Source organism: Umezawaea sp. NPDC059074 (assembly GCF_042738955.1).
GTDB lineage: Bacteria > Actinomycetota > Actinomycetes > Mycobacteriales > Pseudonocardiaceae > Umezawaea.
Genome location: NZ_JBHYHC010000063.1, coordinates 13,278 through 25,963, shown reverse-complemented (window position 1 = coordinate 25,963; position 12,686 = coordinate 13,278). Strand labels below are relative to the sequence as shown.

Genomic DNA, 12,686 nt, shown 5'->3' with positions numbered 1-12,686 from the left:
TCGAGGTGCCGGAGACAGACGAACAGCGGGACTGGATCCGTTTCACGTGAAACACCGCTCCGCCGAGTCACCCACGTTTCACGTGAAACGCAAGCAGCCGGAGCGGCCTACCGAGGAACCCTGATCCGGGCCGACTCCGGAAGCCACCGACAACTCGCGGGCAGACGCACGATGAGCGAGCGGCGGCGACAGCAAGCGGCGACCACAGCGGGCGGACGGCAAGCAAGCGGGTGGCGGCGGCAGCGAACAGCGCGGAGAACAGCGCGGCGAGCAGGTGGCGGTTGCGGGCGAGTGGCAGCCGCGTCGGATGGGTGATGACTGGCGGCGGGCGGCTTCGACGGGCGGCGGCAGGTGACAGCGAGCAAGTGGCAGCGAGTGGAAGAGAGGCAGCGGCGGGCGAGTGACAGCTGGCGGCGGCAGGCGAGTGGGCCGCGGCGGAGCGGCGGCAGGCGAGCGCGGCCGCGGGCGAGTGGCATCTGGTGGTGGGCGGGTGGTGGGCGAGAGGCAGCGGCGGCGAGCAAGCCGGGGCGGCAGTGGGCGAGTGGGGCGGTACCGGAAGCAAGTGGCCGGGAGCCGGCGTCGGGGAGGCGGGTAGGCGGCCGTGATCGTGATGTGGGCGAGAGGGTCGGTGTGGAGTGGCGTGCATCCGGTGTCAGGGCTAGCTGTGGATGCGGCAGCGGAGGACCGCGGTCCGGGACCGGAGCGCTGGCGGGTGCCGTGTCCCTGGCTCAGCGACTACCGGAAGGCGGGACAGTCGGTGTGCGCGTCGCAGCCGAGCCGGGGGAGGGGCTGGGGGCGGCGGGAGTTCGTGTCGGGGCTGCGGGTGTCAGCAGGTGTCTGGGTCCAGCGAATGAGGCAGCGCGTGCGAGGCGCGGCGGTGTCGGGAGAGCGGTGCGCTGGGGAGGCTGGCGGAGGTGGTGTCAGTGCGGTGGTCCCGAGCAGAGCGATGTTCCACGTGAAACAGAAACGGCCCGCCCCCACGAGGGGAGCGGGCCGTTCTGGGGTGAGGGTCAGGCCTGGGGCAGGATCACCACTCGGCGCTGGGGCTCCTCGCCTTCGCTTTCGCTGTGGACGCCCGCGACGGCGGCTACCGCGTCGTGGACGACCTTGCGCTCGAACGGGGTCATCGGGTGGAGGCGGATGCGTTCGCCCGATGCGAGGACCTTCTCCGCGGTGGTGCGGCCGAGGTCGGCCAGTTCCGCACGGCGGCCCGCTCGCCAGCCCGCCACGTCGAGCATGAGCCTGCTGCGGACGCCGGTCTCCTGCTGGACCGCGAGCCTCGTCAATTCCTGGAGCGACTCGAGCACGGTGCCGCGGGTGCCGACGAGCTTCTCCAGGTCCTCCCCACCGTCGATGCTGACGATGGCACGGCCGGCTTCGACGTCCAGGTCGATGTCGCCGTCGTAGTCGAGCAGGTCGAGCAGGCGCTCCAGGTAGTCGCCCGCGATGTCGCCTTCTTGGACGAGCAGGTCTTCCGAACTGCCGCGCGTCTTCGGCTCCGCTTCGGCAGCGTCCTCCTCGGGCGCGTCCACTTCGGCGGCCTGCAACGTCTCCGACACGATGTCTCCTCTCCAGGGCAAGCGCCCGGTCAACGACGCTTCTTGTTGCCCTGCTTCTTGCCAGGGGATCGGCCTGTGATCAGGCCGGGGATCTCGGTGTTGGCCGACGCGCCGTTGCCGTTGGTCTCGGCGCTGGGCGGCGTGTCCTGGACGGGCGAGGCGGGCTTGGCCTTCGCGGTGCCCATGGCCTTGGCGTTGCCGACGCGGACGCCGGGTGCGGGCTTCTGGCCGACACGCGGGGCGGTCGGCTTCTGGCCGGGCTTGGGGGCGAGGTCCTTGCGCTGGGCGATGGCCTCGGTCTTCTTCGCCTCTTCGTCGCGGTCGATGCGCCGGTACACGAAGTGCTGCTGCGCGAGCGTCCAGCCGTTGTTGCTCAGCCAGTACATGAGGATCGCGATCGGGAAGAACAGACCACCGACGAGCACACCCAGCGGGAAGATGTAGAGGGTCAGCTTGTTCATGATCGCGGTCTGCGGGTTGTCCGTGGCCGCCTGCGTCTGCCGGGCCACCGAGTGGCGCGCGGTGAAGTGCGTCGCGATGCTGGCGATGATCATCAACGGGATCGCCACGATGATGACCGACGAGCGCTGCGTGCTGAACTGCGCGAGCTGCTCGGCGGGCATCGTGATGAACGTCGACAGGTTCGCGCCGAACAGCTTGGCCTGGACGAAGGACTCGACGCCCTTGGCGTCGAAGAAGTACACCTCGCCCCAGCCGGGCTTGAACGAGCGCAGCACGTGGAACAGACCGATGAACACCGGGATCTGCACGAGCATCGGCAGGCAGCCGCCGAGCGGGTTGACCCCGTGCTCGGACTGCAGCTTCTGCATCTCGGCCGCCTGGCGCTGGCGGTCGTTCGCGTACTTCTTCTTGATCTTCTGCAGTTCCGGCGCGAACTCCTGCATCTTCCGCATGGAGCGCACCTGGCCGACGAACGGCTTGAAGAGCAGTGCCCGGAGGGTGAAGACCAGGAAGATCACCGACAGCGCCCACGCGATGCCGCTGGACTCGCCGAAGACGTGGCCGAAAACCCAGTGCCAACACCAGAGGATGAAGGACACCGGGTAGTAGATGAAGTTGAGCACTGAGCTACTCCTCGGCGGATGTGTCGGGGACCTGTTCCTGGCGAGGTCTCCTCGGTGGAACGGGGTCCAGGCCTCCAGGGTGCCAGGGTCCGCAGCGGGCCAGCCGGCGAAGGGTCAGCCAGGAGCCGCGCAGCGCACCGTGGACGGTCAACGCCTCTACCGCGTAGGCACTGCAACTCGGGTAGAAGCGACAGCTCGGTGGCAGGTACGGCGAGATGAACCGCTGGTAGAACCGCACCGGCAGGATGAGCACCCGCGCCAGTGGACTCGACTGCGTGGTGGTCATCGCAACAGCCTGCGCAGCGCGGCGTCGAAGTCGGCCGCGAGCTCCGCGCTGGTCGCCTCGGCCGAGGCGGGCAGCGCGCGCACGACGAGCGAGGTGCCGTCGGGCAGCCGCGCCAACCGGTCGCGGACGACGTGGCGCAGCTTGCGGCTGACCCGGTGGCGGACCACCGAGTTGCCCACGGCTTTGCTCACGACGAAGCCCACCTTGGACATGTCCAAGGTGGGCCGCGCCGAGGATTCAGTAGACGTCTGCAGCCCTGACGACGGCACCAGGGCGTGCACGACCAGCCGGGGCCGTCCTGCACGGCGGCCTCGGCGAACCACCAGGCCGAAGTCCTGGCTGCGGGTCAGCCGGGCGGCCGCGGGGAGCACGGCGCTGCTGTTATCAGGCGGACAGGCGGTCGCGGCCCTTGGTGCGCCGCGCTGCGAGGATGGCCCGGCCGGCGCGGGTGCGCATGCGCAGCCGGAAGCCGTGCGTCTTGGCGCGGCGGCGGTTGTTGGGCTGGAAGGTGCGCTTACCCTTGCTCACGGCTGGATCTCCCGGTGCTGACTACCAAGCAGGTCTGTGGGTGTCCCCAGCCGATCTACAATCCGGCGCCGTCCGGCACCTGGGCTGGACGGTCGCGGCAAGAGCGCGCCAATGGCACCCGTCGCTCGCGGGAGACTTCTCCGAGGGTACGCAGGCCGGGGTGCTGTTCTCAAATCGGGGTGGCCCCGGACACGCCGGGCGACGTGCCGTGGACGCCCGGTGCTTGCCCGTCACACCGCCTTGTGGGAGAGCGCGAGGCTTGTTAACGTGCACGCTCCGCGGATTTCGAGGCGCACCTGGATGTCGCCGAAACGGCCCGCACGGTGCGTCGATGTCACCGCCGGGATCCGCCGCGTCCCGACGCACCTTCGTGCACAGTTGTGGATAACTCTGTGGATGCCTCTATTCTCCGAGTCCACACCGTGAAGCGGGTAGCTCCACGGGGGGAGCACGTCGAGGGGAGGGGAGCGCGCAGGTGTCCAACCACCAGACCGATCTCGGTCTCGTGTGGGAGCAGGTGGTCGCGGAACTGGCCGCCAGCACCCTGTCCCCGCAGCAGCGAGCTTGGATGCGGGTGACCAGGCCGATCGGTCTGCTCGACGGAACCGCGCTGCTGGCCGCGCCGAGCGACTTCGCGAAGGAAGCGATCGAGCGCGCGTTGCGCGAACCCATCACCGCCGCCCTGTCCCGCCGCCTCGGCCGGGCCGTGTCGCTGGCCGTGAAGGTCGACTCACCCGAACCGGTGAACACCCCGACGGCGCCGATCCCGGTCGCGCACGGCGTGCCCGGCGGCAACGGGATCAGCCAGCCGATCGGTCTGCTCAACCAGTCGATGCCCGGCCAGATGCCGCCGCAGATGCCCAGCCCCATGCCGGGCCAGCCGTTGCCGCCGCCCATGCCCGGCGGCCAGCAGCAGCTGGCGATGCCGGGCATGTCGAACGGCGAGGACGGCGACGGCGAGTCGGACAGCGACGAGGTCGACGAGGAGCGCGAGGCCCGCGAGGCGCTCGCGACCGTCCACGAGATCTGGCCGACGTTCAGCGGCACCGCGCCCGCGGTCAGCGGCACGCCGTTCACCCGGCCCGCGAACCCGCCGACGTCGCAGACCCGGCTGAACGAGAAGTACAACTTCGACACGTTCGTCATCGGCGCCTCGAACCGGTTCGCCCACGCGGCGGCGGTCGCGGTGGCCGAAGCGCCGGCCCGCGCGTACAACCCGCTGTTCATCTGGGGCGAGTCCGGGCTCGGCAAGACGCACCTGCTCCACGCGGTCGGCCACTACGCGCAGCGCCTGTTCCCCGGCATGCGCGTGCGGTACGTGTCGACCGAGGAGTTCACCAACGACTTCATCAACTCCCTGCGCGACGACCGCAAGGTCGCGTTCCAGCGCCGCTACCGGGACATCGACGTGCTCCTCGTCGACGACATCCAGTTCCTGGAGGGCAAGGAAGGCACGCAGGAGGAGTTCTTCCACACCTTCAACACGCTGCACAACTCGAACAAGCAGATCGTCGTGTCCTCCGACCGGCCGCCCAAGCGGCTGGAGACGCTGGAGGACCGGCTGCGGACGCGGTTCGAGTGGGGTCTGATCACCGACATCCAGCCGCCCGAGCTGGAGACCCGGATCGCGATCCTCCGCAAGAAGGCGGCGCAGGACCGGTTGGCGGCGCCCGCCGAGGTGCTGGAGTTCATCGCGGCCCGGATCGAGCGGAACATCCGCGAGCTCGAGGGCGCGCTGATCCGGGTGACGGCGTTCGCGTCGCTCAACCGGCAGCCGGTCGACGTGCAGCTCGCCGAGATCGTCCTGCGGGACCTGATCCCGGACTCGCACGCGCCCGAGGTGACCGCGCCGACGATCATGGCCGTCACGGCGGAGTACTTCGGCGTGACGATCGACGACCTGTGCGGCAAGGGCAAGACGAAGGCGCTCGCGAACGCCCGGCAGATCTCCATGTACCTGTGCCGCGAGCTGACCGACCTGTCGCTGCCGAAGATCGGCCAGACGTTCGGCGGCCGCGACCACACGACGGTCATGCACGCGGACAAGAAGATCCGCAAGGAGATGGCCGAGCGCCGCCGGATCTACGACCAGGTCCAGGAGCTCACCTCCCGGATCAAGCAGCGGTCCCGGCACACCATCTAGTACTGAGCGCTCGACGAGGGCGGGATCACCTCACGGAGGTGGTCCCGCCCTCGTCGTTCCGTGGGACCCTTGCGCCGCCCCTCCGGTCGGACGCGGCGTCCTTTTCGGCGACGCCCCCGACTCGCGGCGAGCGCCCGACCAGAAACCCCCGGCCCCCTCGAACGGCCGCCGCGGACGCCCGCCGGACTTTTCCCAGACCCACCTCGGCGCGACCCAGGACCCCCTTCGGCGGGCCGGTCGAGCACCGCCCAGGGGTCGGACCGCCGGCGCGACGCCGCGACTTTTCTCCTGGACCGCCGGTCATAGCCTGTGTACAACCTCAGAAAAGTTGTCCGAACGGGGGAGTTTCGGGCTCCGAACCCTGTGCAGCACCCGGGGACAACCGCACCCACACCCGGGGACGCACCCGGGGACAAGTCGGCCTTCCTGTGGACCAAACGGAGCAACGTCGGAGTTGTCCCCGGGGGCGCCGAGTTGTCCCCGGGTGGCACCCCCCAGTTGCCCACAGGTTTGAAGGGGCGCTGACCTGCGAGGACAGTCGTTGTCCACACAATCCACAGCCCTTACTGTTACTGCTGTTGTTCTCTCTTGAAGAGAAGAACAAAAGAAAAACAGGGGGTGGCGAAACCCGGGGACAAGCGCTCGGACGGCCCTCCCGCAGTCCCCGCCCCGAGATGACGTGGAGGCTCCGGACGCTCTACGGTGGAGCCACCACGCCAGGAGGTCGCAGCCCACACCGACCCACCTGAGGCGAACGCGGTCCGCTTCCCAGCGGTTCTCACCCCCACAGCTCCCAACGCTCCGCCACGTTGGACCGACCGTCCCCTCGGTCGGTCATGCCGACTTGAGGAAGGACGCTCATGAAGATCCGCGTCGAGCGCGACGGCCTGGCCGACGCCGTCGCCTGGGTCGCGCGCAGCCTGCCGTCCAGGCCGCCCGTTCCGGTGCTCGGTGGAGTCATGCTCGACGCCGGCTCGTCGGACGGCGCTCCGGGCGACTCGCTCACCGTCTCGGGCTTCGACTACGAGGTCTCGGCGACGGTCGGCGTCCCGGCCACGATCGCGGACGGCGGGAAGACGCTCGTCTCCGGTCGCCTGCTCGCCGACATCACCAAGGCGCTGCCGAACCACCCGGTCGAGATCTCCGTCGACGGCTCCCGGATGACGATCACCTGCGGCAGCGCCAAGTTCAGCCTCCCGACGATGCCGGTCGAGGACTACCCCGCGCTGCCGAACATGCCGCAGCTGGCGGGCGAGCTGGCAGGCGAGGTCTTCAGCGAGGCCGTCGCCCAGGTCGCCGTCGCGGCGGGCAAGGACGACACGCTGCCGATGCTGACCGGCGTCCGGCTGGAGATCGGCGAGGGCAAGTTCACGCTCGTCGCGACCGACCGCTTCCGGCTGGCGATGCGCGAGTTCGCCTGGGAGCCCAACGAGACGCTGAGCGACACCGCCGTGCTGGTCCCGGCGAAGACGCTCGCGGACGCGGCCAAGACCCTCGGCGGATCGGGCAACAAGGTCGAGCTGTCGCTCGCCGCGAACGACGGGCTGCTCGGCCTCTCCGGCAACGGCAGGCGCACCACGACCCGCCTCCTCGACGCGGACTTCCCGAAGTACCGCCAGCTCCTCCCGAGCGAGCACTCGGCCGCCGCGATCATCGAGGTCGACTCGCTCGTCCAGGCGATCAAGCGCGTGTCGCTCGTCGCCGAGCGCGGCACCCAGGTCCGGCTCGAGTTCGTCGACGGCGGCCTGCGCCTGTCGGCCGGTGGCGACGACGAGGGCAGCGCCGAGGAGGAGCTCCCGGTCGAGTACACCGGCGAGCCGGTGACGATCGCGTTCAACCCCACGTACCTCCTCGAGGGCGTGCACGCCGTGCGCACGGCCAAGGCTCACCTGTCCTTCACGACCCCCAGCAGGCCTGCGTTGTTGAAGCCGGTCGATGATGATGGCGGCGTGGCGCCGGGCTACCTGTACCTGCTGATGCCCGTACGCCTGCCCGGCTAAACGTCAACTCGAAACAGGGGAGCCAGAACCGTGCAGCTCGGACTTGTGGGCCTCGGCAAGATGGGCTTCAACATGCGCGAGCGGATTCGCCGCGCGGGCCACGAGGTTGTCGGTTACGACCGCAACCCCGAGGTCACCGACGCGAGTTCGCTCGCCGACCTGGTCGCCAAGCTGGAAGCCCCGCGCGTGGTGTGGGTGATGGTGCCGTCCGGTGACATCACCCGGAACACGATCGCCGAGCTGGGCGGGCTGCTGTCGCCCGGCGACCTGGTGATCGACGGCGGCAACTCCCGCTACACCGACGACAAGGTGAACGCGGAAGCGTTGGCGGAGAAGGAGATCGGCTACCTCGACGCCGGTGTCTCCGGTGGCGTGTGGGGGCTCGACAACGGCTACGGCCTGATGGTCGGCGGCGACGCGAAGCACGTCGAGCTGGCGATGCCGATCTTCGACGCGCTGCGCCCCGAGGGTCCCCGCGAGGAGGGGTTCGCGCACGCGGGCACCGTCGGCGCGGGCCACTTCGCGAAGATGATCCACAACGGCATCGAGTACGGCCTGATGCAGGCGTACGCCGAGGGCTTCGAGCTGCTCGAGGCGTCCAAGCTGGTGGAGAACGTGCCCGCGACCATCAAGGCGTGGCAGCGCGGCACCGTCGTCCGGTCCTGGCTGCTCGACCTCCTGGTCCGCGCGCTGGACTCCGACCCCGAGCTGGACGACCTGCGCGGCCACGTCGAGGACTCCGGCGAGGGCCGGTGGACCGTCGAGGAGGCGATCAACCTCGCGGTGCCCGCGCCGGTGATCTCCGCCGCGCTGTTCGCCCGGTTCGCGTCCCGCCAGGACGACTCGCCCGCCATGCGCGCGGTGGCCGCCCTGCGCAACCAGTTCGGTGGCCACGCCGTCACCGCCGCCGGACCGTCGTCCGGCAGCGGCAGCACGCAGGGCTGACCCCGCCGTTGTACGTCAGGCACCTCCAGGTCAGCGACTTCCGCTCGTGGGAACGCGCTGACCTGGCGTTCGAGCCGGGGGTCAGCGTGCTGGTCGGGCCGAACGGCCAGGGCAAGACGAACCTGGTCGAGGCGCTCGGCTACGTGGCCACGCTCGGGTCGCACCGGGTGGCCACCGACGTGCCGCTGATCCGGCACGGATCCCCTCGCGCGGTCGTGCGGGCCGCGGTCGTCAACGACGGCCGTGAACTGCTGGTCGAACTGGAGATCACGCCGGGCAAGGCGAACCGGGCGCGGATCAACCGCGGCCCGGTTCCCCGGCCGCGGGACGTGCTGGGCATCCTGCGCACCGTGCTGTTCGCGCCGGAGGACCTGGCGCTGGTGCGCGGCGATCCCGGTGAGCGCCGGAGGTTCCTGGACGAGATGCTCGTGGCGCGCGCGCCCCGGTACGCCGGGGTGCGCAGCGACTACGAGCGGGTGCTCAAGCAGCGCGGCGCCCTGCTGAAGTCGGCGGGCGCCGCGAAGCGGGCCGGGCGGTCGGCCGACATCAGCACCCTCGACGTGTGGGACGGGCACCTGGCGAAGCACGGCGCCGAACTGCTCGCCGCGCGGCTGGACCTCGTGGCGGACATCGCGCCGCACGTGGCCGCGTCGTACGCGGAGGTGGCGCCGGAGTCACGGCCCGCGAGGATCACGTACCGGTCGAGCCTGGGGGAGTCGCAGCCGGAGGGCTTCGGGACACCGGGCGGTCCGCGCGCCGACCGGAGCGTGCTGGAGGACGCGATGCTGGTCGAGCTGTACCGGGTCCGCTCGCAGGAGATCGACCGGGGCGTCTGCCTGGTCGGTCCGCACCGCGACGAGCTGGAGCTGGCGCTCGGCGAGCTGCCTGCGAAGGGTTACGCCAGTCACGGAGAGTCATGGTCTTTCGCCTTGGCGCTGCGGCTCGGCGGGTACGAGCTGCTGCGTGTCGACGGCGCCGAACCCGTGCTCGTGCTGGACGATGTGTTCGCCGAACTCGACCGCGGCAGGCGGCGGCAGCTGGCCAAGGTCGCGGCCGCCGCGGAGCAGGTGCTGATCACCGCGGCCGTCGCCGAGGACGTGCCCGAGGAGCTCGCGGGCGCTCGGTTCGAGGTCCGCCACGGGGAGGTGCACAGTGTCTGACGACGTCCCTCGAATGGGTGTGACAAGTCGCACAACTGGGGACAACCCTGTGGATGGTGTGGATAACTCGCCACAAATTGCGGACATATCCACAGGGGACGTCACTCCACAGGGTGTTCTGTCCCCAGCTGACGGTGAAATCCTCCGCGGACCCGACTTGGCGCGGGCCGCGCTGGAGGCCGCGCGGGCCTCCGCGAAGAGCCGTGCCAAGCAGCCCGGACGCCGCGCGACCGGGGGAGCGAACCGCTCGAAGCGCCGCCGCTGGTCGGGTGCGGGCCCGGACGACCGGGACCCCCAGCCGCTGGGCAGGCTGGCCTCGCGGGTCGCGACCGACCACGGGTGGGCCGAGCGGCTCGCGGGCGGCAACGTGTTCGGCAAGTGGGCCAAGCTGGTCGGCGAGGACGTGGCCGAGCACGCGAAACCGATCGCGCTCAGTGACGGCGAGCTGACGGTCCAGGCGGACTCCACGGCGTGGGCGACGCAGCTCAGGCTGTTGCAGCGCGAGCTCATCAAGCGCATCGCGGCCGGGGTCGGTGACGGCGTGGTGAAGAAGATGAAGATCCAGGGCCCCCAGGCTCCCAACTGGCGATTCGGCCCCAGGCACGCTCCAGGGCGCGGCCCACGTGATACCTACGGCTGAGGCGCGTTAATCGTTCAGCGGCGATCCTGTGGCGCACTGAGCGCTCACCAGCCGATTTGACCACCTGGGTCAGCCGATCCAACCCGTCCGGGTCAAGTTGAGAGCCTCTGCGGGCAAATCAGGGGTGTCCTTGGTGCACTCTGGTCGCACCCGACCGGTAGAATAAAGGGCAAGCATGACCATCAGCGTCGCCGCTCGGCGACGTCCTGTCGCTTCATGTCGAGGAGACACCAGGCCCGTGGCAGACAAGAATGAGTACGGCGCGTCCTCAATCAGCGTCCTCGAGGGCCTGGAGGCGGTCCGCAAGCGCCCCGGCATGTACATCGGGTCGACCGGCGAGCGGGGTCTGCACCACCTCATCTGGGAAGTCGTCGACAACTCGGTCGACGAGGCGATGGCCGGGTTCGCGACCACGGTCGACGTGACGCTGCTGGCCAACGGCGGCATCCGGGTGATCGACGACGGCCGCGGCATCCCGGTCGACATGCACCCCGTGGAGAAGGTCCCGACCCTCGAGGTCGTCATGACCAAGCTGCACGCGGGCGGCAAGTTCGACAGCGACTCGTACGCGGTGTCCGGCGGTCTGCACGGCGTCGGCATCTCGGTCGTCAACGCGCTGTCGTCCGTGGTCGAGGTCGAGGTGAAGCGCCAAGGTTTCACGTGGAACCAGCGCTACGAGGGCACCAAGCCCGCGCACCCGCTGACCAAGGGCGCGGCCGTCGCGGACACCGGCACCACCATCACCTACTGGGCCGACCCGACGATCTTCGAGACGACCACCTACAACCTGGAGACGATCTCGCGCCGCCTCCAGGAGATGGCGTTCCTCAACAAGGGCCTGACGATCGTCCTGCGCGACGAGCGCGTCGCCGAGGTGGACGCCGAGGCCGACGCCGAGGGTCACGTGGCGCGGGTCAAGGAGCGGACGTTCCACTACCCGAACGGCCTCGAGGACTTCGTCAAGCACATCAACCACACGCGCGAAGAGGTCCACAAGAAGGTCATCGCCTTCGATGCCAAGGGTGACGGCATCGAGGTCGAGGTCGCGATGCAGTGGAACACCGGCTACACGGCCTCGGTGTACACCTTCGCCAACACGATCAACACGCACGAGGGCGGCACGCACGAGGAGGGCTTCCGCGCGGCGCTGACCCGTGTCGTCAACGAGTACGCGCGCGACAAGAAGCTGCTCAAGGAGAAGGACACCAACCTCACCGGCGACGACATCCGCGAGGGTCTCGCCGCGATCATCTCGGTGAAGTTGAAGGAGCCCCAGTTCGAGGGCCAGACGAAGACCAAGCTGGGCAACAGCGAGGCGAAGTCGTTCGTGCAGAAGTCGACCAACGAGCACCTGGCCGACTGGTTCGAGCGGCACCCCAACGAGGCGCGCACGATCGTGACGAAGGCGGTCTCGTCGGCGCAGGCCCGGATGGCGGCCCGCAAGGCGCGCGAACTGGTCCGCCGCAAGGGCGCGCTGGACATCGGCGGCCTGCCCGGCAAGCTGAAGGACTGCCGCTCCACCAACCCGGAGGAGTGCGAGCTCTACATCGTGGAGGGCGACTCCGCGGGCGGCTCGGCGAAGGAGGGCCGGGACTCCATGTTCCAGGCGATCCTGCCGATCCGCGGCAAGATCATCAACGTGGAGAAGGCCCGCATCGACCGGGTCCTCAAGAACAACGAGGTGCAGAGCCTCATCACCGCGCTCGGCACCGGCATCCACGACGAGTTCGACCTGTCGAAGCTGCGCTACCACAAGGTCGTCCTGATGGCGGACGCCGACGTGGACGGCCAGCACATCCGGACGCTGCTCCTCACCCTGCTGTTCCGCTTCATGCGGCCGCTGATCGAGCACGGCCACGTGTACTTCGCGCAGCCGCCGCTGTACAAGATCAAGTGGCAGCGCATCGAGCCGGAGTTCGCCTACTCCGACCGCGAGCGCGACGGGCTGATCGAGGAAGGCCTGAAGGCGGGCAAGAAGCTCGGCAAGGACGACAACATCCAGCGGTACAAGGGTCTCGGCGAGATGAACGCCTCCGAGTTGTGGGAGACCACGATGGACCCGGCTCACCGCCTGCTCATGCAGGTGACCATGGACGACGCCGCGACGGCGGACGAGCTGTTCAGCGTGCTGATGGGCGAGGACGTGGAAGCGCGCCGCTCCTTCATCACCCGCAACGCGAAGGACGTCCGGTTCCTGGATGTCTGACACGACAGCGCTTCCGCTGGTGCAATGCCCAGTCTGCAACGGCGATGGGCGGAATCCGAAGGACCACCGGTTCGTCTGCCCCAGTTGCGGCGGTACCGGAAGTGGGCGTGACTTGCGATCGTCGGAAAGGACCT

11 protein-coding genes are annotated in these 12,686 nt (G+C 69.5%); 6 read left to right on the top strand and 5 right to left on the bottom strand.

Translation table 11 applies throughout. The annotated features are described in order from the left end of the window. Positions 1-1,010 precede the first annotated feature (1,010 nt). The 5 genes from ACFWW9_RS26420 to rpmH are packed head-to-tail and all read right to left on the bottom strand — an operon-like array spanning position 1,011 to position 3,458. The gene (locus ACFWW9_RS26420) at positions 1,011-1,559 is read right to left on the bottom strand and encodes a protein jag (RefSeq protein WP_390383352.1); all 549 of its coding nucleotides are present in this window, start codon (positions 1,557-1,559) and stop codon (positions 1,011-1,013) included. Between the two features lie 29 nt (positions 1,560-1,588). Next, the gene (yidC, locus tag ACFWW9_RS26415; RefSeq protein WP_390383349.1) at positions 1,589-2,644 is read right to left on the bottom strand and encodes a membrane protein insertase YidC; all 1,056 of its coding nucleotides are present in this window, start codon (positions 2,642-2,644) and stop codon (positions 1,589-1,591) included. A 4-nt stretch (positions 2,645-2,648) separates the two neighbouring features. After that, positions 2,649-2,930, bottom strand: coding sequence for a membrane protein insertion efficiency factor YidD (gene yidD, locus ACFWW9_RS26410; protein WP_390383346.1), 282 nt, complete (start codon positions 2,928-2,930; stop codon positions 2,649-2,651). After that, complete coding sequence (rnpA, locus tag ACFWW9_RS26405) at positions 2,927-3,301, bottom strand: ribonuclease P protein component (protein ID WP_390383343.1); 375 nt, start codon at positions 3,299-3,301, stop codon at positions 2,927-2,929. Before rnpA ends, yidD begins: the two co-directional genes overlap by 4 nt. 13 nt (positions 3,302-3,314) lie before the next feature. Continuing rightward, a complete protein-coding gene (rpmH, locus tag ACFWW9_RS26400; RefSeq protein ID WP_106184999.1) occupies positions 3,315-3,458 on the bottom strand; it encodes a 50S ribosomal protein L34 in 144 nt (47 codons plus the stop codon). A 475-nt stretch (positions 3,459-3,933) separates the two neighbouring features. Here rpmH and dnaA point away from each other — a divergent pair, with 475 nt between their 5' ends. From dnaA to gyrB, 6 genes are all read left to right on the top strand, one after another. Continuing rightward, on the top strand, positions 3,934-5,601 hold the full coding sequence (gene dnaA / locus ACFWW9_RS26395) for a chromosomal replication initiator protein DnaA (protein WP_390383339.1): 1,668 nt from the start codon (positions 3,934-3,936) through the stop codon (positions 5,599-5,601). Between the two features lie 860 nt (positions 5,602-6,461). Then, a complete protein-coding gene (gene dnaN / locus ACFWW9_RS26390; RefSeq protein WP_390383336.1) occupies positions 6,462-7,601 on the top strand; it encodes a DNA polymerase III subunit beta in 1,140 nt (379 codons plus the stop codon). A 30-nt stretch (positions 7,602-7,631) separates the two neighbouring features. Next, positions 7,632-8,546, top strand: coding sequence for a phosphogluconate dehydrogenase (NAD(+)-dependent, decarboxylating) (gene gnd, locus ACFWW9_RS26385; protein WP_390383333.1), 915 nt, complete (start codon positions 7,632-7,634; stop codon positions 8,544-8,546). Between the two features lie 8 nt (positions 8,547-8,554). Further along, on the top strand, positions 8,555-9,706 hold the full coding sequence (gene recF / locus ACFWW9_RS26380; protein ID WP_390383330.1) for a DNA replication/repair protein RecF: 1,152 nt from the start codon (positions 8,555-8,557) through the stop codon (positions 9,704-9,706). Between the two features lie 157 nt (positions 9,707-9,863). Further along, positions 9,864-10,346 carry a DciA family protein gene (locus tag ACFWW9_RS26375; protein WP_390383327.1) on the top strand — a complete coding sequence of 161 codons (483 nt, stop codon included), beginning with the start codon at positions 9,864-9,866 and terminating at the stop codon, positions 10,344-10,346. A gap of 238 nt (positions 10,347-10,584) precedes the next feature. Beyond that, positions 10,585-12,552, top strand: coding sequence for a DNA topoisomerase (ATP-hydrolyzing) subunit B (gene gyrB, locus ACFWW9_RS26370; protein ID WP_390383324.1), 1,968 nt, complete (start codon positions 10,585-10,587; stop codon positions 12,550-12,552). The last annotated feature ends 134 nt before the right edge of the window (positions 12,553-12,686 follow it).

Excerpts from the sequence above, each read along its gene's own strand:
- yidD (WP_390383346.1), bottom strand. The coding sequence starts at position 2,930 with ATGACCACCACGCAGTCGAGTCCACTGGCGCGGGTGCTCATCCTGCCG.
- dnaN (WP_390383336.1), top strand. The coding sequence starts at position 6,462 with ATGAAGATCCGCGTCGAGCGCGACGGCCTGGCCGACGCCGTCGCCTGG.